The sequence below is a fragment of the Pseudomonas sp. LS44 genome (genome assembly GCF_024730785.1).
Lineage (GTDB): Bacteria > Pseudomonadota > Gammaproteobacteria > Pseudomonadales > Pseudomonadaceae > Aquipseudomonas.
Genome location: NZ_CP102830.1, coordinates 783,170 through 804,060, shown reverse-complemented (window position 1 = coordinate 804,060; position 20,891 = coordinate 783,170). Strand labels below are relative to the sequence as shown.

Below are 20,891 nucleotides of genomic sequence, written 5' to 3'. Positions count from 1 at the left end.
CAAGTCCAGCCAGACGCGTGAAACCGCGCCCCGGTTTAGGAAATCGCCTTGCGGGAGAAGTCCCGCAGCCGGAAGCCCAGTACGAACAGCATGCCGAAATAGGCCACCACTCCAGCCAGCACCAAACCGCTCAGACGCAGCAACCGCTCAGTCATACCACCGTGCGCCCATGCCGGCATCACCTGCATCAGACCGTACAAGGCCGCGCACATGACCAGCACCGCGATGACTAACTTGCCAAGGAACACCGACCAACCCGGCTGTGGCTCGAACAACTTCTGGCGCCGCAGCTGCCAATAGAGCAGCCCAGCGTTCAGGCACGCTCCCATACTGATCGCCAAGGCCAAACCGGCATGCTTGAGAGGCCCAACAAAGGCCAGGTTCATCAGCTGGGTGAGGATCAGAATGAAGATCGCGATCCTCACCGGGGTTTTGATGTTTTGCCGCGCATAGAAGCCAGGCGCGAGCACTTTGATCAGAATGATGCCGAGCAACCCCACCGCATAGGCGATCAGCGCACGCTGGGTCATCGCCGCATCCAGAGCCGTGAATTTGCCGTACTGAAACAGTGAAACTGTCAGCGGCTCAGCCAACAACGCCAGCGCCAGCATGCACGGCAGCACGAGCAAGAAACACAGCCGCAACCCCCAATCGAGCAAGCGCGAGTATTCGTGGGCATCGTTACTGGCATAAGTCTTAGCCAGCGAAGGCAAGAGGATTGTCCCCAACGCCACGCCCAGCACTCCCGATGGCAGCTCCATCAGACGGTCGGCGTAGTACATCCAGGACACTGAACCGGCCACCAGGAACGAGGCGAAGATGGTGTTGATGATCAGCGAAATCTGACTGACCGAAACACCGAGAATTGCCGGCCCCATCTGCCGGAGCACCCGCCAGACCCCCGCATCGCGCAGATTCAGACGCGGCAATACCAGCATGCCGAGCTTCTTCAGATGCGGCAGCTGGTAGACCAACTGCAGCAAACCGCCCACCAGCACCGCCCAGCCCAACGCCATCACCGGCGGATCGAAATATGGCGTCAGGAACAACGCGAAGATGATCATGCTGACATTCAGCAGAGTCGGCACGAACGCCGGCACGCTGAAGCGGTTCCAGGTATTGAGAATCGCCCCGGCCAGCGAGGCCAGCGAGATCAGAAAAATATAAGGAAAGGTGACGCGCAGTAGCGAAGTGGTCAGCTCGAACTTTTCCGGCGAAGCCGTGAAACCTGGCGCGGTCACCCAGATTACCCAAGGGGCGGCAAGAATGCCCAGTAACGTCACCACCGCCAGGATCAGCGTTAGGAGCCCGGAAATGTAGGCAATGAAGGTACGCGTCGCCTCCTCCCCTTGCTGGCTTTTGTATTCCGCCAAGATCGGCACGAATGCCTGCGAAAAAGCGCCTTCGGCAAAGATTCTGCGCAACAGGTTCGGCAGTTTGAAAGCGACAAAGAAGGCGTCCGTCGCCATCCCCGCGCCAAAGATGCGCGCAACGATGGTATCGCGAACGAAACCCAACACGCGGGACAGCATGGTCATGGAGCTGACTGCCGCCAGCGTCTTGAGCAAATTCATAGATTTAGATTCTGGCGTCGATAAGAGGTGCGTTAGGCCGCAGGCCGCCGAGTGTAGAGCGCGGCCAGCAAGAAAGCACGCCACCGACCGCTCATCGATAGCGCCCAGTTTCCTTGACAACCAGCAAACACATCGGCATCATTCGCGGCCTTAATTTGTTCAGCAAATCCATAAGTTTTTTTCGAGGAGCTCGACGGTGGCCAATACACCTTCTGCCAAAAAACGCGCTAAACAGGCTGAGAAGCGTCGTAGCCACAACGCCAGCCTGCGCTCCATGGTTCGCACTTACATCAAGAACGTGGTCAAGGCTCTCGACGCCAAAGATCTCGATCTGGCCAAGAGTGCTTACACCCTGGCTGTACCCGTAATCGACCGCATGGCCGACAAGGGCATCATCCACAAGAACAAAGCCGCTCGCCATAAGAGCCGCCTGAATGCCCACATCAAGGCACTCGGCGAAGCTGCTGCCGCCTAAGGCGACGCACTTGCATAAAAAGCCGGCCATTGGCCGGTTTTTTATTGCCTGAAAAAATTCATGTCACATCGTTTACGAGAAAGCCGACTTTTATTAGCGGCTTAAAGATTCTTTGGCCACGGCAGAATTGGAATCGCGGTCACCGCATTTTGCGGGCTACCCTCGATAACCCGGTCGCTGTAGACGAGATAAACCAGCGCATTGCGCTTGCGATCGAAGAAGCGCACCACCTGCATGGTCTTGAATACCAGCGAGGTGCGCTCCTTGAAGACTTCATCGCCATCTTTCAATTCCGCAACGAAGCGAATGGGGCCGACCTGACGACAGGCGATGGACGCCTCGGCGCGATCTTCGGCCAACCCCAAACCACCTTTGACCCCACCCGTCTTGGCACGCGACAGGTAACAGGTCACACCTTCGACCTGCGGATCATCGAAGGCCTCAACGACAATCCTGTCGTTAGGCCCCACCCACTTGAACACGGTCGAGACCTGACCGATTTCCTCGGCACTCGCCCACAAGGGCAGCGCTAATAACAGACCGAAAAATCCCTTGGCGCGCATTCATCCCTCCAATCGCGTTCGGCTAGATCAGAATCAGATTATCGCGATGCACCAACTCAGGCTCATCGACGTAACCCAGCAGTCGCTCGATACCATCTGAAGGCTGACCGAGAATTTTCTGCGCCTCGACCGCACTGTAGTTCACCAACCCACGAGCCACCTCGCGACCGTCGGGCGCAACACACAGCACCATCTCGCCCCTGCGGAAATTGCCCTGTACGGCCTTAACACCCACCGGCAACAGACTTTTGCCACCGGTTATCAGCGCATTCACCGCCCCAGCATCCAAGGTAAGTACGCCACGGGTTTGCAGATGCCCCGCCAACCACTGTTTGCGCGCAGCCAGCAGGCCACGCTCAGGCGCCAGCAAGGTCCCCAGGCGCTCACCAACCCTAAGGCGTGACAGGACCTGCGATATCCCGCCACCGACGATGATGGTATGCGCACCGGAACGCGCCGCGAGGCGCGCCGCACGCAACTTGGTTTGCATGCCGCCACGACCCAACGCACCACCGGTACCGCCCGCCACGGCATCGAGCGCCGCATCATCGGCGCGCGCCTCGGAAATCAGCTGAGCATCGGGGTTAAAACGCGGATCAGCATCGAACATGCCGTCGCGATCAGTCAGGATGACCAGCAGGTCAGCCTCGACCAGGTTGGCAACCAACGCCGCCAAGGTGTCGTTGTCGCCGAAGCGGATCTCATCAGTGACCACCGTGTCGTTCTCGTTGATCACTGGAATCACACCCAGATCAACCAACGTCCGCAAAGTGCTGCGCGCATTCAGATAGCGCTTGCGATCAGACAAGTCATCATGGGTCAGGAGAATCTGTGCGGTGTGCCGACCATGCTGGGCGAAACTGGACTCCCAGGCCTGCACCAACCCCATCTGCCCCACCGAGGCAGCCGCCTGCAGCTCATGGATGGCACTGGGGCGCACCGGCCAGCCAAGACGACTCATGCCCGCCGCCACCGCACCAGATGAAACCAGCACCAATTCGACACCCGCCTCACGCAAGGCGACCATCTGCTCGACCCACACCGCCATCGCCGCACGATCCAGGCCGCGCCCATCGGCAGTCAACAGCGCGCTGCCGATCTTCACCACCCAGCGCTGCGCGCCAGTCACCTTGTCCCGCATCTCCATCCAACCTTAACGGCACTCGTCAGTGCTGCCTTGCGATCATTTAGAAACAGCGTCGCGACTCAACGAACGTAGAAGATCTCGGCGCCATCGCCGTCGTCATCTTCATCATCGTCATCGAAGTCGTCGCCCACATCTTCGACACTCTTCACACCCGCCCGACGCAGCGCGCGTCGGTCGTCCAGCGCCTGTAGACGGGCTCGCGCCTCATCCTCGATACGCTGATTAAGTTCAGCCTGCTCTTCGGCAAATTGCGGCTCCTGGGCCAAGCGCTCAGTGCGATCGTCCAGATAGCGCATGATGTCCTGACACAGGCGCTCGGTACCGTCGCGCTCCAGAGCGGAAATCACATACACCGGGCCCTGCCATTCCAGGCGCTCGACAACCGCCCGCATGCACTGCTCGCGTTCAGCGTCTTCCAGCACCTGGTCAGCTTTGTTCAGCACCAACCAGCGATCGCGATCAGCCAACGCAGGACTGAACTTGGTCAGCTCGTTGACGATGATCTCTGCCGCATCGGCCGGATCGCTCAGATCCAAGGGCGCCAGATCGACCAGATGCAGAAGCAGTCGAGTCCGCGCCAAATGCTTGAGGAAGCGAATGCCCAGACCAGCACCCTCAGCCGCACCTTCGATCAGCCCCGGAATGTCAGCGATCACGAAGCTCTTGTAACGCTCCGTGGTAACCACACCCAGATTGGGCACCAGGGTGGTGAACGGGTAATCCGCAACCTTCGGCTTGGCCGCCGACACAGCGCGAATCAGCGTGCTCTTGCCGGCATTGGGCAGACCGAGCAGACCAACATCCGCGAGCACTTTCAGCTCCATCTTCAGATCGCGCGAGTCACCCGGCTTACCCAACGTGGTCTGCCGTGGCGCACGGTTGGTGCTGGACTTGAAGCGGGTATTGCCCAGCCCATGCCAGCCGCCCTGAGCAACCATCAAACGCTGCCCCGGCTTGGTAAGGTCACCAATGACCTCCTGGGTACCGGAATCGATGATCGTGGTGCCTACCGGCACCCGCAGAATCAGGTCTTCACCCTTACGGCCGGTGCAGTCAGTGCTGCCACCATTGGAACCGCGCTGCGCATCGAATCGACGGGTATAGCGGTAGTCCACCAGCGTGTTGAGGTTCTCGTCAGCTTCCATATAGATGGAGCCGCCGTCACCACCATCACCACCATTGGGACCGCCCTTCTCAATGAACTTCTCGCGCCGGAAGCTCATGCAACCGTTGCCGCCATCACCCGCTTTTACAAATATCGATACTTCATCGACGAATTTCATCGCTCTGCCTCCCGCCGCATTAGCGGGCTAGATAACTCAATAAACCATAAGGCCTTTGCAAAATTAAACGAACCGATTTTGCAAAAGCCTCACCACCTCAGAAACAAAAAAGCCCCGTCGCGAGACAGGGCTTTTCAGCAACATCGCGATTAGGCCGCGACGACGCTCACGTAACGACGACCGAAGGCGCCTTTAACTTCAAACTTGATCACGCCTTCGACTTTAGCGAACAGAGTGTGATCTTTACCCATGCCAACGCCGTAACCAGCGTGGAATTGGGTACCGCGCTGACGCACGATGATGTTGCCTGCTTTGATAGCCTGGCCGCCGTACATCTTCACGCCAAGGCGTTTAGATTCTGAGTCGCGACCGTTGCGGGTACTACCACCAGCTTTTTTGTGTGCCATGAGTCAATACTCCTAATAAGGATTTGGGCCGAAAGAATTAGGCCGAAATACCAGTGATTTTGATCTCAGTGAACCACTGACGGTGGCCCTGACGCTTCATGTGGTGCTTACGACGGCGGAACTTGATGATGGTGACTTTGTCGTGACGACCTTGGGAAACCACTTCAGCCACAACCTTGGCACCTTCAACTACCGGCGCGCCGATGCTCACGCTGTCGCCGTTGGCAACCAGCAGAACGCGGTCAAAAGTCACGCTTTCGCCAGTGGCGATTTCGAGCTTTTCGACCTTGAGGAATTCGCCCTCGGTGACTTTGTATTGTTTGCCACCGGTAACAATTACTGCGTACATGATATATCTCCGTTAATCCTGCTCACCCAGCACTTTATAGGTAGAGGTATTGGCTGGCATGGCTGCTCGGGGCCGGAAGGACGCCCTTGCAATTTGCGTAAGGCAGGTGCTGCCCAGGGAAGTTCAGGGGCCGCGATTGTACGCAAGCCGCGGGCGCTCCGCAAGCGCCGCCAGTACCTGCCTTGACAGCCCCTACCCCGCCACCTAGCATGCCGCGCATTCTTCGAGGAGCACTTGTCACTGATGCAACCACAGGCTTTCTATCAAGTGGTGGCGGACGATTTTACCGCTGTCGATGGCATCATCAGAAAGCAGCTGGTTTCCCGCGTGCCGCTGGTGGAAAAAATCGGTGACTACATCATCTCCGCTGGCGGCAAACGCTTGCGTCCCTTGCTGGTGCTGCTCAGCGGCAAGGCGCTCGGTTATCAAAACGATGATTTACGCCTGCTGGCGGCGACTATCGAGTTCCTCCACACCGCCACTCTGCTGCATGACGACGTAGTCGACATGTCCGGCATGCGCCGCGGCCGCTCCACCGCCAATGCCTTGTGGGGCAATGCGCCGAGCGTTCTGGTTGGCGATTTCCTGTACTCCCGCTCGTTCGAGATGATGGTCGAGCTGGGCTCGCTGCCGGTCATGCAGATTCTCTCCAAGGCCACCCGGGTGATCGCCGAGGGTGAAGTCCTGCAACTGTCCAAGGTGCGCGATGCGAGCACCACGGAAGAGATCTACATGGAAGTCATCCGCAGCAAGACTGCGATGCTCTTCGAAGCCTCGACCCAGAGCGCCGCCCTGCTCGCCGCTGCGCCTGCCGCGCAGATCGAAGCACTGAGAACCTTTGGCGATCATTTAGGCGTCGCCTTCCAGCTGGTCGACGATTTGCTCGATTATCGCGGCGACGCCGAAACCCTCGGCAAGAACGTCGGCGATGATCTGGCCGAAGGCAAACCCACCCTGCCGCTGATCTACACCATGCGCGAAGGCACTCCGGAACAAGCTGCATTGGTCCGCAAGGCCATTCAGCAAGGCGGCATCGACGATCTGGAAAGCATTCGCGGAGCCGTCGAGACCGCCGGCGCGCTCGACTACACCGCGCAATTGGCCCGCAGCTATGCCGCTCAAGCCAGCGCCTGCCTGGACGAACTCCCGCCGAGCATCTATCGCGATGCACTGCTCGAACTCACGCAGTTTGCCGTAGCCCGCACGCACTGACAGCTTTGGAAACCAAAAGAACCCGCCCTCGTGGCGGGTTTTTCATTTCATCTGGAAAAGCTCAACACTTCTTGCCATTCTGCTAATAGGAATTATTCTTATCAACTTAAGAGCAAGGAGACGAGCCATGACGTATTTAATCGATGCCTGGCTAGACCGCCCGCACCCGTATTTGCGCATCCTCCATCGGGAAACCGGCGCTGTGTGTGCACTGCTGGAAGAGGACGCGCTGGAAGAGTTGCGCGATCAGGGAGAACTCGACTTTGCTGGCCTGAATTCCAGCGAGCCGCTGATTCTCAAGGAATTGGTGCGCAATCTATTCCTGTTCTGCTATGCCCGTGCGCTCAGACCGGCGCACGAAACGCATTGAGCCTGCGGACAGCAAAAGGCCGAAACCCTCGCGGATTTCGGCCTTTTCGCTCAACGCACTGAGGCGTTAGAGGATTTCCAGCAACTCGACGTCGAAGATCAGCGCGCTGTGCGGCGGGATGCTGCCAGCCGACTGACCACCATAGGCCAGCTCGCTCGGCACATACAGGCGCCATTTGCTGCCCGTGCCCATCAACTGCAAGGCCTCGACCCAGCCTGCGATCACGCCGCCCACCGGAAACTCGGCCGGCTGACCGCGCTCATACGAGCTGTCGAACACGGTGCCGTCGACCAGCGTGCCGTGGTAATGAGTACGCACATTGTCTTCGCGGGACGGCTTAGGGCCCGTGCCGGCATTCAGCACTTCGTATTGCAAGCCCGATGGCAGCTGGGTGATGCCGTCACGCTGGGCATTCTCAATGAGGAACTCGCGACCGACGGCGGCGGCCGCATCGGCTTGCGCCTGCGCCTGCGCCTGCATGATTTCGCGGATGGCACGGAAGCTGGCGCTCAGCTCCTCCTGACCGACACGGCTGGCTTGACCGAGAAACGCATCGCCCAAACCGGCCAGAACGGCGTCGAGGCTTACCCCTGGCGGCGGATTGTCGCGCAGTTGATCGCCAAGCTGGCGACCGATGCCATAGCTGACGCGGGTTTCGTCAGTGGAGAGATTGAGTTCGGACATCACGGGCTTCCGCTGAGATAAAAAAGGGCGGCCAGACTAGCACAAATGGCCTATCGCCCAGAAACGCCAACGCCCGCCACCGTTGCCGGTGCGGGCGTTGCAAACAGGGGCATCGGGACCGTCAGTCGTGCTTGGTCAGCTTGTCCAGATAGCCCATGGCGAAGGCGGAAACCACGAACACCATGTGAATGATCACGTACCAGAGCAGCTTGTCGTTGGCGATCTGCTCCGCATTCATGAACATGCGCAGCAGGTGGATCGAGGAAATCGCCACGATGGACGCGGCCACCTTCATCTTCAGCGAGCCAGAATCCATCTTGCCCAGCCAGTCGAGCTTCTCCTTGCCTTCGTCGATGTCCAGTTGCGAGACGAAGTTCTCGTAGCCGGAAATCATCACCATCACCAGCAGACCGCCGACCAGCGCCATGTCGATCATCGACAACAGCACCAGAATCAGCTCGGCTTCGGTCTTTTCGAACACGAGCGGCAGAAGGTGGTAGACCTCCTGGAAAAATTTCAGCATCAGCGCCAGCAAGGCCAGCGATAAACCGAAATAAATGGGCGCCAGCAACCAGCGCGAGGCGTACATCGCATTTTCAATAAAACGTTCCATGAAGTCTCGCTGCCTAAACCGAATCGACGGCGAGTATACCGGCCCGACTGCATCAGACAAGTGCACCGCCGAAGCCAGCAGCAACGGTTTTCGCGATTGTGGATAACCTAACCGGCGAGTTGAGCGCGAGGCGTCTGCGTGGAGCATTCCGGCCGTGCTCGCTGACCCCTTCGTCAGGTTTCCGGATTGAACTGACAGCCACCCCACGGTCGCCCGCGAGCGGCATTCAGGCGACGCATTTCCGCTTGCATATGCAGACACCAGATGGACGGTTCGTAGGATGGCTCGTAGCCCATCATCGTCAGGTTGTCGGCGATCGCCTCGAGTATCGATTCTGCGACGAAAGGCCCGTGGAATGGGCCCTGCGCCTTGATTGCGGAGGGTTGGCTGTCAGCCATGCCGGCCGCGCAGAGCAACATCCACAAGCCGGATTCCCCGGCGAGCGGACGAATCACGCACTCGATGCGCGTGATCATTCCCAGACACTGGCGGCTTAGACAAAGGCTACGCGGCATGGCGGCGGCCCTCATGAGGTCCGGCCTTCAGACTACACCCGAGTGGGCGAAGCCGGAAGACCCGCAGTTATCCCCAAAGCCTGTGGATAATTCTGTGGATGACGCCTGGAAAAGCCGCTTCGCACCACTGAAACCGTGGCCGCGCGCGTGGCGCTCAGTGACTGACCAGCCAGCGAGTGGCCGGCAGGGTTTTTAGTACAGGCCAATCAGGATTGCTTGGCCTGTTCAGCCACGCGCGCGGCCACCGCTTGCAACTCGGTGGTGGAGAACTTCTCCTCTTCCTCTTCCAGCTCCATTTCGGCAATTTCGCGCAGCCGTTCAACCACCTTGGCGTTGACGCTGCCCGCCGGGAACTGGCCTTGCTCGTTGGCGGCACCTACCGACTGGCCCACCAGCAAGCTCAGCGCTTCATCGACTTGGCGCACCGAATACACGTTGAACACCCCGTCGCGCACCGCCTGCAAGACGCGCTCATCAAGCATCAGCGTGTTGACGTTGGCCTGCGGGATGATCACCCCTTGTTCACCGGTCAACCCGCGCGCTTCGCACAGACGGAAGAAGCCTTCGATCTTCTCGTTGACGCCGCCGACTGCCTGCACCTCGCCAAACTGGTTGATCGAACCGGTGATCGCATAGCACTGCTTGAGCGGCGTGCGCGACAGGGCCGAGATCAGCGTGCAGACCTCGCCCAGCGAGGCGCTATCGCCGTCGACGTAGCCGTAGGACTGCTCGAGGGCGATGCTCGCCGAGATCGCCAGGGGGAACTCCTGGGCGTAACGACTACCGAGATAGCCGGTGAGGATCATCACGCCCTTGGAGTGAATCGGTTGGCCGAGATTGACCTCGCGCTCGATGTCGACGATACCCGAAGCCCCCGGATAGACGGTGGCGGAAATCCGCGCTGGGACACCGAACGCCGAATCGCCCACCTCCAGAACCGTCAGCCCGTTGCACTTGCCGACCGCCGCGCCCGCGGTGTCGATGAGGATCACGCCGGCCAGCATGTCGTCGAGAATCCGCGCCGAAACGCGTCCGGTCCGGGTCGCCTTGGCCTTCAAGGCGCGCTCGATATGCCCGGCATCGGTGACCTGCTCACCGGCCAGTTGGCGGATGAAATCGGCCTCGCTGACCAATTGGAACAAATCGCCGATCCGCGCCGACAAGCGCTGCTGGTGCTCGGCCAGACGCGCGCTGTAGGTGGCCAGACGCGCCACGGCATCGGCGGTCAAGGGCGCCATGCCCTCTTCGGAGGTGCGGGTTTTCAGCAGCTGGGCGAATTGCTCCAGGCTGTCATCGGAGAGGGGAATTTCCTCGTCGAAATCCACCAGCACGCGGAACATCTCCTGGAAATCCGGATCGTTGTCCTGCAGTGCGTAGTACAGCTGCCGCGAGCCAATGATGATGATCTTCACCTGCAGCGGAATGACTTGCGGGCTCAGGGTCACGGTGGCCAGACGCCCCAAATCGCCGAGCGGCGACTCCATTTTCAGCTTGCCGCCGTGCAGCGCGCGCTTGAGCGCTTCCCAGACGAACGGCTCGGTGAGTAGCTTCTCCGCCTCCAGGACCAGAAAGCCGCCGTTGGCGCGGTGCAGCGCACCCGGGCGTAGCTGCCGGTAGCTGGTGTACAAGGCGCCCTGGTCGGTGCCGTATTCGATGCGGCCGAACAGGTTGTCGTAAGTCGGGTGCGACTCGAACACCACCGGCGCGCCGCCGCTGACGTGATGATCGACCACCAGACACGGGCAATACTGCTCTTCGAGCAGTTTGCGGGTCTGCGCGTCGACCTTTTCCACCTCGACCAATTGCTCGACCACGGTTTTCAGCAGGTACACCTGCATGGCTTGCAGATAGCCGCACACGCCGGCGTTTTCCGCGTACTTTTCCGACAGCGGTGAGAGCAGCGGCTGCAGCGCCAGGGTAATGGTTTCTTCATTGAGATGGCGCAGCAGATTGCTCGACTCGCGCTTCCACTGCGGCAGGCTGGCCAGCCCTTCGTTAAGGCGATCTTCCAGCTCGGAAATATCGGCATGGAAGCGCTCGCGCTCGGTTTCGGGCAGCTGGCCGAACTCGGCTTCATCCAGCGCCTTGCCCTCTTTCATCGGCGTGAAGGCGATGTTGTTGCTGTCGCGGTACAGCGCGATGCTTTTTTCCAGCGAGAGCTTTTCGATCACATCCAGGGCGCGGTCATAGCGCTGATTGAAGGCGCGGTCGATGGCGCTTTTCTTCTGCTGATAGGCGGGATGCTCGAAAGCCGCCGGGAAGGTCGCCAGCAGGTTGTCGATCAGTACTTCGATATCGGCGATGAATTCCGCCGCCGTCCCCGGCGGTAGTTCCAGCGCCCGCGGCTCGCGCGGTTCGTCGTAATGATTGACGTACACCCAGTCGGCCGGCGTGCGCAGGCGCTTGGCTTCGGCCTTGAGGTAGCGTTTGACGAAGGAAAAACGCCCGGTACCCGGCTCGCCCATGACGAACACGTTGTAACCGGCACGCGGCATTGCCACACCAAACTGCAACGCCTCGACTGCGCGCTCTTGCCCAAGTACGCCGCGAAACGGCTCCAATTCTTCGGTAACGGTGAAATTGAATTGATCAGGAGCGAAGGGACGGGTCAGCGCTTCAGGCGCCAACCGGAGGCCAGCAGCTAGGGGGTCGGACATCGGAGATCCTTAACATCGGACGGGCAGATGGCCGCATTCTGGCGCTCGCTGATCGCCGCTGGCAAGGCATGCCGTTCGCCAGTCGAACCGGCATCGAGACGTCGTCGCATAACTGTCGACGACGTCATCGCCGCGGGTTATTTCGTCCGATCGGCGCAGTCCAGGCAACACTCGGCGGCGGGCAGGGCTGCCAAGCGTTGCGCCTGGATCGGCTGGCCGCATTGCAGACAGTCACCATAGCGTCCTTCGCTGAGGCGCAGTTTGGCCTTGCCGACCAGCAGCAGCGCGGCTTCGGCTTCGGCGAGCAGGGCCTCCAGCACTTCATCGTTCTGCCGTTGCACCGCTTGTTCGGCGAAATCCGGCGAGTGGCTGCGTCCCAGATCACGGCGAATCGCACTCGCCCGGGCGGTGTATTCGCTGAACAGGCTTTCCAGGGCGGCGCTAGGATCGAAAGCAGTCATAGGGTTCTCCAGAAAGAATTCCGCGCCGAGTGTCGGGCCTGCCTCGATTGGTTGTATTGAGCCAGGGCAATAACTTGCGCAATCGGCTCGCTGCAGCTTGCTTGACACCCGCCATACCGATCTTCAAAGCTCGACGCCTGCTCCCGGAAAAAGAACCGCACCCTTGAAACGGATTTTCTCCGCCCTCGCCCTCTGCGCCTGCGCCCCCGTGCATGCCGCGCCCACGGTGCCGCCGACCCAACTAGCCGCGCTGGCCGAACAGCCTTACTGGATTTCCCTGGGCCATTACGAAACCGCCAAACTCGGCGGCTGGCGCAGTTACGTCGACGATCCACGGTTCTTTTTCGCCGACAACGGTGCCCACGACCCGAGCGCCGAACTCGCCGCGACCGTGGCGGCGCTGTACCAACCGGTAACGCTGGGTGACCAGCATCCGCAATGCCGCTATCCGGCGCGGACCCGCTGGTTGCGCGAGCAGCTGCAGCTAACGGATCTGCCGCAGCCGCAGTGCGCGGAATTCAGCGCCTGGTTCAAGGACATTGCGCCGCACAGCAGCGTATTGGTGTTCCCCGCCGCTTACCTGAACAGCCCCTCATCGATGTTCGGCCATACCTTGCTGCGCATCGACCAGGCCGATGTCGACGAAAACAACACCGCGCTACTCAGCTACGCGCTGAACTTCGGCGCCTTTATCGAGGGCATGGACAACAGCATTCTGTATGCCTGGAAAGGTTTGATGGGCGGCTATCCTGGGCTGTTCGCGCTGGTCCCCTACCGCGAGAAACTCGCGGAATACCGCAGCCTGGAAAACCGCGATCTGTGGGAATACCGCCTGAACCTCACTGCCGAGGAAACCGCGCGGATGGTCGAGCATGCCTGGGAGCTGCGGCAGATCCGCTTCGATTACTTCTTCTTCGATGAAAACTGCTCGTACCGGCTGCTCGAACTGCTGGAGATCGCCCGCCCGGGGATCGAGCTGACCGCGCAATTCCCGCTAACCGCGATTCCCACCGACACCGTGCGCGCGGTGAAAGAAGCGGGCCTGGTCGAGCGCATCGATTTTCGCCCGTCGCGCGAGCGCGAACTGCTGGCCCGTGCCGAACCGCTCGACTCCGCCGAACAACGCTGGGCCCTGCGCCTGGCCGACGACCCGGCCGTGGCCCGTGACCGCGAATTCACCGCGTTGCCGCGCGCCCGTCAGGCCTTGATCCAGGACGCGGCCTTTCGCCTGACCCGCTACCGCGCTGCCGGCGAAGCCCGCGACAAAGCCGCCGCCGAACGCAGCTACAGCTTGCTGCGGGCGATCAACCAAAATCCGCCGCCGGCGTTGCAGATCGAGCGCCCCGAGCCGCCCGAGGATGGACACCGCTCGCGGACCTGGCAGCTGGGTGCGGGCAGCCGCGATGATCGCGCCTTCGCCGAATACGGCCTGCGCATGGCCTATCACGACCTCAACGACAACGCCTACGGCTTCCCGCTCGGCGCGCAGATCGAAATCCTCCAGCTCAAGCTGCGCCAGTACGAAAACAATCACTGGCAACTGCAGCGCCTCGACCTGGCCACTATCCGCTCGCTGACGCCGCGTAACGAGCTACTCAAACCCTGGTCCTGGCAGGTCGGCGGCGGGCTGGAGCGAGTACTCGGCGAGCAGGGTGACGAGACGTTGGTCAGCCATCTGAGCGGCGGCGCGGGCGGCAGCTGGCAGCTGGACGATGAATTGCTCGGCTTCGCTCTCGGCACCTTGCGCATCGAACACAACGAGGATTTCGCCGCCTTCGTCGCCCCGGCGATGGGCTTCAACAGCGGCCTGCTGTGGCGCAATCCGCTCGGCAACCTGAGCCTGGAAGCGGCCGGCGATTATTTCCACAACGGCGAAATTCGCCGCACGCTGTCGCTCAACCAGCAGTGGGAATTGGCGCCCAGCCTCGGCCTGCGCCTCACCGCGCAACGCCAATTCAGCCAGATGGCCAGCCCGGAGAACGAACTGTCACTGGAGCTGAAGTGGTACCACTACTGAGGGTTGCGGCTGGCGCATAAAAAAGCCCGCATTCGCGGGCTTGTTGGTGGAGAGAGTAGGTGGCCGGTGCTGGTCTCCGGCTTACAAGGTTTATCAGGAGTCTGACGAGAAGAGTACATGCTCTTCTGCTTCACACGGCAATCGGGGCCTGAGTCACTCAGCCGTGTACCCTTGGGAACGTGCCCCTCGTTTCCTTGCTATCCAATTGCGCATCAGTCTGCGTGTTCACCTACACCCTTACGTTAGCAAAAAGTGAGACGTTCTGGATGGGCTTTTTTAGACCGTTTCTTTCTTGGCGCCAGAACGATGAATTACAAAGAATAATGTGTGCTTCTGACCAGCCGAGCGCTTAGAACAAGCCGATCTGTCGATCGATCAGCGCCGCGAAATCATCATCCACGAACGGCAGAATTGCATCGGCCACCGGCTGCAGCTGGCGAGTGAGGTAGTGATCGTAATCGATCGCGGCACGGCGCGTTTCCAACGGCTGCGGCCCGGCGAGGGTGATCACATAGCTGATCCTGCCACCGTTCTGATATTGCAACGGCCGGCCCAGACGCTCGTTGTGCTGGTCGGCAAGGCGCGCCGCCCGCACATGCGGCGGCACATTGCGCTGATAATCGTCCAGCGGCCGGCGCAGGCGCTTGCGATAGATCAGCAGATCATCCAGCTCACCCGCCAGGGTACGCCGCACGAACTCACGAACGTAGTCCTGATGCGGCAGCCGATTGAACACGCGCCGGTACAGCTCCTGTTGAAACTGTTGAGCCAGCGGCGACCAATCGGTGCGCACGGTTTCCAGCCCCTTGAAGACCATTTCCGCATTGCCGTCCGCGCCGCTGACCAGTCCCGCATAGCGCTTTTTGCTGCCCTCCTCCGCCCCACGAATGGTCGGCATCAGAAAGCGCAGAAAATGCGTCTCGAACTGCAACTCGAGGGCGCTCTGCAGTCCGAACTCGGCGTGCAGATGCTCGCGCCACCACTGATTGACGCGCTCCACCAGCATCCGCCCGATCCGCGCCGCGTCAGCCTGTGCATGGGCGCGGCCGAGCCACACGAAGGTCGAGTCGGTGTCGCCATAGATCACCGCATAGCCCTGGGCTTCGATCAGCTCGCGGGTCCGGCGCATGATCTCGTGACCGCGCAGAGTGATGGACGAGGCCAAGCGCGGATCGAAAAAGCGACAACCGCTGGAACCGAGCACGCCGTAGAAGGCGTTCATGATGATCTTCAGCGCCTGCGACAGCGGCTGGTTGCGCTCACGCTTGGCCGCTTCGCGACCTTGCCAGAGGCGCTCGACGATGGTCGGCAGACAATGCCGCGTCCGCGAGAACCACGCGCCGAGAAATCCCGCTACCGAGTGACTGTCATCCGGTTGACGTAAACCTTCCACCAACCCCACCGGGTCGATGAGAAAAGTGCGGATGATCGACGGATACAGGCTCTTGTAGTCGAGCACCAGCACCGAGTCGTACAGACCCGGACGCGAGTTCATGACAAAGCCGCCAGGGCTGGCCTGCGGCGGCCGCTCGCCGAGATTGGGGGCGACGAACCCCTGGCGGTGCATCAACGGCATATACAGATGGGTGAACGCCGCCACCGAACCGCCGCTGCGATCGGCGGGCAGCCCGGTGACGCTGGCGCGTTCGAGCAGGAAAGTCAGCAGCTCGGTCTTGGCGAAGATCCGCGTCACCAGCTCGCAGTCCTTGAGGTTGTAACGCGCCAGCGCCGGCTTGTCTTCGGCGAACATGCGGTCGATTTCGTCCATCCGCTGGTACGGGTTATCGATCGACTTGCCCTCACCGAGCAACACGCGCGCGACGTTTTCCAGGCTGAACGAGGAAAAACTCCAGAACGCCGAACGCAGTGCCTCGATGCCGTCGATGATCAACCGCCCGGCAGCGGCCGCGAAGTAGTGGTTGTTGCGCGAACCATGCTCGCGCCAACCCATCACATCGCCACCGCGCCCGAGCCGCAACGGCACCTGCAGGCGCTGGGCATGCTCATGCAAGACGCGCAGATCGAATTGCACCAGGTTCCAGCCGATGATCGCATCGGGATCATGCCGGGCCAGCCAGTCGTTGAGCCGCTCGAGCAGCTCGCCACGGGTGTCGCAGTAGTCGAGCTGGAAATCGACCGTATCACTCTTGTTCGGCGGCCCGAGCATATACACCTGACGCTCGCCGCAGCCTTCCAGGGCAATCGAATACAGCTCGCCGTGGGCGGTGGTTTCGATATCCAGGGAGACCAATTTCAGCGGCGGGCGATAGTCCGGGGCGGGCTTCAGCTGCGCATCGAGCAGCACGCCGCTGGCGTCTGGTGTGCCACTGAACGCTACCGGCGCAGTGATGAAGCGCTCCATCAGATAGCGTTCCGGCGGACGGATGTCGGCCTCGTAGACGTCGAGGCCAGCCTTCCTCAGCAGCTTGTCGATGCGCATCAACTGGCGGTGCTGCTGGCAATACAGGCCGAGCACCGGCCGCTGATGAAAATCGCGAAGACCCAACGGCCGCAGCTCGACATCGCGCTCACCGCGCAGCAGCGGTTCGACCCAGTCGCGCTGCTCGGCGGGAATGAACGCCACCGAGGGTTGATGTGGCAGGCGAATCAGCTGCGGCCCCTGGTCGGTCGCCAGCCAGAACTCGACTTCAGTGCCGGTGGACGTGTCGCGCCAATGCCGGGATAAAACGAAACCCTGCTGGAGTTGCACCGCTGTCATCTCGAGAATCTCTTTCACGCCGCGATTCTACGTGGCCACGCCAACGTCTGCTGGCCAGGCTCAGCCTTTCGCAGCGCGTGTCATGCAGCGCTGCCAACGCTCGTCGACTCGCTGGGCGAACCAGGCGGTGGTCAGCTTGCGGGTGATCTTCGGACTTTTCAGGGTGATACCCGGCAGCATCGCCCGCGGCAATGGCTTGCGTTCGTTGGCATCGGCCAGGGCAAACACACGCGCGTAGAGCTTGCTGTCCTCGAACTCCAGACTGTCGCCTTGCAGCAGCGCCCGGCGAATCGCGCCATGGCTCATATCCAACCGCTGGCCGAGCGCGCGCACCGCCAGCTCGGTCTGCCCCAAGCGGCTTGAGCCATGCACGACCAAGTCGCCATCGAGCGCCAGCGGAATTCCCGAAACACGGCTCAACGCATGCTGGAACGCGGCGTTGCGACTGGCGTACCAGCCGGCGTTGAAATCGGCGAAACGGTACAGCGGTTGCGGGTAGTTGGCCGGATAACCGAGCAGATGGGCGATGCCGAAGTACAGGCCGCCGCGCCGACTGAACACCTCCTGGCGGATCGAGCCGTCGCGCGGATACGGATAATCCTGCGCATGAGCCTCAGCGAAGGCGATGCTCACCTGCATCGGCCCGCCGGTATGCACGGGATTGAGGCCGCCGAATAGCTGGCCGCCCATCGGCACCATGCCAATGAAATCATCGAAAATCGCACTGAGCTCGCGCTCGCTACGCACCTTGCTCAGCCTCTGGCTATAAGTCTTGCCGGTCGGCGAGTCGAGACGCAGTGCCGTGCCAACCAGGAAATTGGGGATGTGCAGCGCGGCGGCGCGGCGATCGATTTCCGCGCGGGCGATCTTGGCCAGACCCGGCACTTGCGGGTCGCTCTGAAAGGTCGATTCCTGCTCAGCCACCGCCAGCACAGCGCAGAGATTCTCGGTGGTCGGCGCGATGTGCTGCGTGGCAAAGGCCACGTAGATATCGGTGGCCCAGCCTTGGCGATCGGCGGTTTGCCCCGGTAGCAAGCGCAGCAGCTCGGCGCGCACCTCGTCCGGACTGCGCTCGAGCGGTTGCGGCCGTTGCGTGCCGCATCCAGCAAGCACCAACAGGACTGCCAACGGCCCAAGAGTGCAGCGACGCAGGCGCTCCCACGAGAAGGACACATCCTCGAGGGCAATGAAGGGACGATCAGAGCTGCAAGTCGATTCCATGCCAGCATGAATAACCGCAAGCGCCCGCTGGGGCAACCCGATCTGTCGCGCTACAACCATTGGGTTACCGGCACCGCGGCGAAATCGCGTCAGAACGCATAACGCCTCCCGAGGGAGGCGCTATGTGTTTTCAACGGGCGTCGGCGAACACTTCAAACGTTCGCAACACCCCCGACTGGACTACCTATCCAGCGTTCACATCATGCAAGGTCAAAGCGATCAAGGTTCATCACCTTGGTCCAGGCGGCGACGAAGTCCTTGACCAGCTTCGCCTTGCCGTCGGTGCTGGCGTAGACCTCGGCATAGGCGCGCAGCACCGAGTTGGAGCCGAAGATCAGATCGTTGCGGGTGCCGGTGAATTTCACCTTGCCGCTCTTGCAATCCTTGCCTTCGAACACTTCCGCCTTGCTATCCACCGGCTTCCACTCGATCCCCATGTCCAGCAGGTTGACGAAGAAGTCATTGCTCAGCTCGCCGACCTTGTCGGTTAGCACGCCGTGCTGGCTGCCATCGTGGTTGGCGCCCAGCACCCGCAGGCCGCCGATCAGCACGGTAAGCTCGGGCGCGGTCAGGGTCAGCAACTGCGCCTTATCCACCAGCATGGACTCGGTCGAAACACCGAGCTCGCCCTTGCGGTAGTTACGGAAGCCGTCGGCGACGGGCTTGAGCACGCCAAAGGATTCGACATCGGTCTGATCCTGACGGGCATCGATCCGCCCCGGCGCGAAAGGCACATCCACGCTTACCCCGGCGGCCTTGGCGGCCTGCTCCACACCCACGTTGCCAGCCAGCACTATCACGTCTGCCAGAGAAGCCTTGCCGGAAGCCTTCTGGATCTCCACGAGCTTGGGCAGGGCCTTGATGGCGCGTCGGTTGACCTCCCAGTCCTTCTGCGGCGCCAGGGCCAGACGAGCGCCATTGGCGCCGCCACGCTTGTCGCCGCCGCGGAAGGTCGAGGCCGAGGCCCAGGCTACCGAGACCAGATCACCCACCGAAAGCCCGGAAGCGGCGATCCTGGCCTTGAGGTCGGCGATATCGGCAGCGCTGGGGTTATGGGTGGCGGCGGGCAGCGGGTCCTGCCAGATCAGGTCTTCCTTCGACACTTCCGGGCCAAGGTAGCGTGCCTTCGGTCCCATGTCGCGATGGGTCAGCTTGTACCAGGCACGTGCGAAAGCATCGGCGAAGGCCTGCGGATCGTCCCGGAAGTGCTTGGAGATCTTGCCGAACTCGGGGTCGAAACGCAGGGTCAGGTCGGTAGTCAGCATGGTCGGCTTGTGGAACTTGCCGGGCACATGCGCATCGGGAATGATTTCCGGCGCATCCTTTGCCACCCACTGCTTGGCACCGGCCGGCGAGGTGGTCAGCTCCCACTCGTACTTGAACAGGTTCTCGAAGAAGTTGTTGCTCCACAGCGTCGGGGTCTTGGTCCAGGTGACCTCGATGCCGCTGCTAACGGTGTCCTTGCCGTGACCGCTGCCGAAGTCGCTGATCCAGCCCAGGCCCTGGGCCTCGATCGGCGCGGCTTCGGGCTCGGGCCCCTTGTGCGACTCCGGCGCGGCGCCGTGGGTCTTGCCGAAGGTGTGGCCGCCGGCGATCAGAGCGACGGTTTCCTCGTCGTTCATGGCCATGCGCCCGAAGGTGGCGCGGATGTCCTTGGCCGCGAGCATATAGTCGCCGCTGGCGTTCGGCCCCTCAGGATTCACATATATCAGCCCCATATGGGTGGCACCGAACGGCGGAGTCAACTCGCGGTCATCGGCAACACGCTTCGGATCCACGCCCAGCCAGGTGATCTCGGCCCCCCAATTCAGGTCCAGGTCCGGCTCCCACACGTCTTCACGACCGGCGCCAAAGCCGAAGGTGCGAAAACCCATGGACTCCAGCGCCACGTTACCGGCGAGCACCAGTAGGTCGGCCCAGGAGATACTCTGGCCGTACTTCTGCTTGACCGGCCAGAGTAGACGGCGGGTCTTGTCGATATTGACGTTGTCCGGCCAGGAATTCAGCGGAGCGAAGCGTTGCTGGCCGCGACCACCGCCGCCGCGACCGTCTGTGGTGCGATAGGTACCGGTGGCGTGCCAGGCCATACGAATTATCTGCGGGCCGTAGTGGCCGAAGTCCGCCGGCCACCAGTCCTGGCTGTCGGTCATCAGCCTGACCAGATCCGCCTTGAGCGCCTTGTAGTCGAGCTTCTTGAACTCTTCGGCGTAGTTGAACTTCTCGCTCAACGGGTTGGATTTTTCAGAGTGCTGGTTCAGCAGGTCAACACGCAGCTGGTTCGGCCACCAGTCGCGGTTCGTGGTGCCGCCGCCAGCGACGTGATTAAACGGGCATTTCGATTCAGTCGACATGTTGTCTCTACCTTCTTTGGTTGTATTCATCCAGCTATCCAGTCTGGTGTGCGCTGCGAACACCGATCAGCGAACTCGGGGGCCTAGGGTGCGGGCCAGCCGCACGGTTGCGCTGAGGATCGGCAAGTAGGTTGCCGGCGCGGTGTTACACGGGTGTAGCAAAGACTCATCTTTTTCCTCATCCGATGCGCAGTGCCGGACCGGGTCCACGCTAGACCAAGCCTAAACGCGATTCGCAAGAGTGCTAATAGAAAGTGCGTGGCAGGTCGATAG

18 protein-coding genes are annotated in these 20,891 nt (G+C 61.2%); 4 read left to right on the top strand and 14 right to left on the bottom strand.

The features are described 5' to 3' along the window. Positions 1 to 35: 35 nt before the first annotated feature. Positions 36 to 1,574 (bottom strand): murein biosynthesis integral membrane protein MurJ, encoded by a 1,539-nt coding sequence (gene murJ, locus NVV93_RS03550; protein ID WP_258253081.1) that lies wholly within the window; start codon positions 1,572 to 1,574, stop codon positions 36 to 38. Positions 1,575 to 1,770: 196 nt separating this feature from the next. Here murJ and rpsT point away from each other — a divergent pair, with 196 nt between their 5' ends. After that, positions 1,771 to 2,049: a 30S ribosomal protein S20 gene (gene rpsT / locus NVV93_RS03545; RefSeq protein ID WP_258253080.1), complete on the top strand. Its 279-nt coding sequence runs from the start codon at positions 1,771 to 1,773 to the stop codon at positions 2,047 to 2,049. 101 nt (positions 2,050 to 2,150) lie between these two features. On the opposite strand, the gene NVV93_RS03540 is transcribed toward rpsT, so the two are convergent. The 5 genes from NVV93_RS03540 to rplU form a co-directional block, all read right to left on the bottom strand. Continuing rightward, positions 2,151 to 2,612, bottom strand: coding sequence for a CreA family protein (locus NVV93_RS03540; RefSeq protein WP_258253079.1), 462 nt, complete (start codon positions 2,610 to 2,612; stop codon positions 2,151 to 2,153). 22 nt (positions 2,613 to 2,634) lie between these two features. Continuing rightward, positions 2,635 to 3,753, bottom strand: coding sequence for a glutamate 5-kinase (gene proB, locus NVV93_RS03535; protein ID WP_258253078.1), 1,119 nt, complete (start codon positions 3,751 to 3,753; stop codon positions 2,635 to 2,637). A gap of 65 nt (positions 3,754 to 3,818) precedes the next feature. Next, positions 3,819 to 5,042 carry an Obg family GTPase CgtA gene (cgtA, locus tag NVV93_RS03530; RefSeq protein ID WP_258253077.1) on the bottom strand — a complete coding sequence of 408 codons (1,224 nt, stop codon included), beginning with the start codon at positions 5,040 to 5,042 and terminating at the stop codon, positions 3,819 to 3,821. Between the two features lie 149 nt (positions 5,043 to 5,191). Further along, positions 5,192 to 5,449, bottom strand: coding sequence for a 50S ribosomal protein L27 (rpmA, locus tag NVV93_RS03525; protein ID WP_084615145.1), 258 nt, complete (start codon positions 5,447 to 5,449; stop codon positions 5,192 to 5,194). Between the two features lie 37 nt (positions 5,450 to 5,486). Further along, positions 5,487 to 5,798 carry a 50S ribosomal protein L21 gene (gene rplU / locus NVV93_RS03520; protein WP_258253076.1) on the bottom strand — a complete coding sequence of 104 codons (312 nt, stop codon included), beginning with the start codon at positions 5,796 to 5,798 and terminating at the stop codon, positions 5,487 to 5,489. Between the two features lie 243 nt (positions 5,799 to 6,041). Here rplU and NVV93_RS03515 point away from each other — a divergent pair, with 243 nt between their 5' ends. Beyond that, a complete protein-coding gene (locus tag NVV93_RS03515; RefSeq protein ID WP_258253075.1) occupies positions 6,042 to 7,010 on the top strand; it encodes a polyprenyl synthetase family protein in 969 nt (322 codons plus the stop codon). A gap of 127 nt (positions 7,011 to 7,137) precedes the next feature. Next, entirely contained in the window at positions 7,138 to 7,380 is a 243-nt protein-coding gene (locus NVV93_RS03510) for a hypothetical protein (protein ID WP_258253074.1), read from the top strand. A 66-nt stretch (positions 7,381 to 7,446) separates the two neighbouring features. On the opposite strand, the gene NVV93_RS03505 is transcribed toward NVV93_RS03510, so the two are convergent. From NVV93_RS03505 to NVV93_RS03485, 5 genes are all read right to left on the bottom strand, one after another. Further along, positions 7,447 to 8,064, bottom strand: coding sequence for an FKBP-type peptidyl-prolyl cis-trans isomerase (locus tag NVV93_RS03505; RefSeq protein ID WP_258253073.1), 618 nt, complete (start codon positions 8,062 to 8,064; stop codon positions 7,447 to 7,449). A gap of 121 nt (positions 8,065 to 8,185) precedes the next feature. Then, the gene (locus NVV93_RS03500) at positions 8,186 to 8,677 is read right to left on the bottom strand and encodes a TIGR00645 family protein (RefSeq protein ID WP_258253072.1); all 492 of its coding nucleotides are present in this window, start codon (positions 8,675 to 8,677) and stop codon (positions 8,186 to 8,188) included. Positions 8,678 to 8,850: 173 nt separating this feature from the next. Continuing rightward, entirely contained in the window at positions 8,851 to 9,192 is a 342-nt protein-coding gene (locus tag NVV93_RS03495) for a hypothetical protein (protein WP_258253071.1), read from the bottom strand. Between the two features lie 206 nt (positions 9,193 to 9,398). Next, the gene (locus NVV93_RS03490; protein WP_258253070.1) at positions 9,399 to 11,849 is read right to left on the bottom strand and encodes a Lon protease family protein; all 2,451 of its coding nucleotides are present in this window, start codon (positions 11,847 to 11,849) and stop codon (positions 9,399 to 9,401) included. Between the two features lie 137 nt (positions 11,850 to 11,986). Further along, positions 11,987 to 12,310 carry a TraR/DksA C4-type zinc finger protein gene (locus tag NVV93_RS03485; protein WP_258253069.1) on the bottom strand — a complete coding sequence of 108 codons (324 nt, stop codon included), beginning with the start codon at positions 12,308 to 12,310 and terminating at the stop codon, positions 11,987 to 11,989. 163 nt (positions 12,311 to 12,473) lie between these two features. On the opposite strand from NVV93_RS03485, the gene NVV93_RS03480 reads away from it, so the two are divergent. Beyond that, positions 12,474 to 14,327, top strand: coding sequence for a DUF4105 domain-containing protein (locus tag NVV93_RS03480; protein WP_258253068.1), 1,854 nt, complete (start codon positions 12,474 to 12,476; stop codon positions 14,325 to 14,327). A 349-nt stretch (positions 14,328 to 14,676) separates the two neighbouring features. Here NVV93_RS03480 and NVV93_RS03475 read toward each other — a convergent pair whose 3' ends face one another. The 3 genes from NVV93_RS03475 to katG all read right to left on the bottom strand — a co-directional run bounded on the left by NVV93_RS03475 (position 14,677) and on the right by katG (position 20,618). Continuing rightward, positions 14,677 to 17,037: a DNA polymerase II gene (locus tag NVV93_RS03475; protein ID WP_258254278.1), complete on the bottom strand. Its 2,361-nt coding sequence runs from the start codon at positions 17,035 to 17,037 to the stop codon at positions 14,677 to 14,679. 69 nt (positions 17,038 to 17,106) lie between these two features. Then, on the bottom strand, positions 17,107 to 18,219 hold the full coding sequence (locus NVV93_RS03470) for a DUF1615 domain-containing protein (protein ID WP_309137383.1): 1,113 nt from the start codon (positions 18,217 to 18,219) through the stop codon (positions 17,107 to 17,109). 248 nt (positions 18,220 to 18,467) lie between these two features. Beyond that, positions 18,468 to 20,618 (bottom strand): catalase/peroxidase HPI, encoded by a 2,151-nt coding sequence (gene katG, locus NVV93_RS03465; RefSeq protein WP_258253067.1) that lies wholly within the window; start codon positions 20,616 to 20,618, stop codon positions 18,468 to 18,470. Between the last annotated feature and the right edge of the window lie 273 nt (positions 20,619 to 20,891).

What these genes read in the sequence shown, in the direction of transcription:
- murJ (WP_258253081.1), bottom strand. Translation starts at nt 1,574, where the DNA reads ATGAATTTGCTCAAGACGCTGGCGGCAGTCAGCTCCATGACCATGCTG.
- NVV93_RS03540 (WP_258253079.1), bottom strand. Translation starts at nt 2,612, where the DNA reads ATGCGCGCCAAGGGATTTTTCGGTCTGTTATTAGCGCTGCCCTTGTGG.
- proB (WP_258253078.1), bottom strand. Translation starts at nt 3,753, where the DNA reads ATGCGGGACAAGGTGACTGGCGCGCAGCGCTGGGTGGTGAAGATCGGC.
- cgtA (WP_258253077.1), bottom strand. Translation starts at nt 5,042, where the DNA reads ATGAAATTCGTCGATGAAGTATCGATATTTGTAAAAGCGGGTGATGGC.
- rpmA (WP_084615145.1), bottom strand. Translation starts at nt 5,449, where the DNA reads ATGGCACACAAAAAAGCTGGTGGTAGTACCCGCAACGGTCGCGACTCA.
- rplU (WP_258253076.1), bottom strand. Translation starts at nt 5,798, where the DNA reads ATGTACGCAGTAATTGTTACCGGTGGCAAACAATACAAAGTCACCGAG.
- NVV93_RS03515 (WP_258253075.1), top strand. Translation starts at nt 6,042, where the DNA reads ATGCAACCACAGGCTTTCTATCAAGTGGTGGCGGACGATTTTACCGCT.
- NVV93_RS03510 (WP_258253074.1), top strand. Translation starts at nt 7,138, where the DNA reads ATGACGTATTTAATCGATGCCTGGCTAGACCGCCCGCACCCGTATTTG.
- NVV93_RS03505 (WP_258253073.1), bottom strand. Translation starts at nt 8,064, where the DNA reads ATGTCCGAACTCAATCTCTCCACTGACGAAACCCGCGTCAGCTATGGC.
- NVV93_RS03500 (WP_258253072.1), bottom strand. Translation starts at nt 8,677, where the DNA reads ATGGAACGTTTTATTGAAAATGCGATGTACGCCTCGCGCTGGTTGCTG.
- NVV93_RS03495 (WP_258253071.1), bottom strand. Translation starts at nt 9,192, where the DNA reads ATGCCGCGTAGCCTTTGTCTAAGCCGCCAGTGTCTGGGAATGATCACG.
- NVV93_RS03490 (WP_258253070.1), bottom strand. Translation starts at nt 11,849, where the DNA reads ATGTCCGACCCCCTAGCTGCTGGCCTCCGGTTGGCGCCTGAAGCGCTG.
- NVV93_RS03485 (WP_258253069.1), bottom strand. Translation starts at nt 12,310, where the DNA reads ATGACTGCTTTCGATCCTAGCGCCGCCCTGGAAAGCCTGTTCAGCGAA.
- katG (WP_258253067.1), bottom strand. Translation starts at nt 20,618, where the DNA reads ATGTCGACTGAATCGAAATGCCCGTTTAATCACGTCGCTGGCGGCGGC.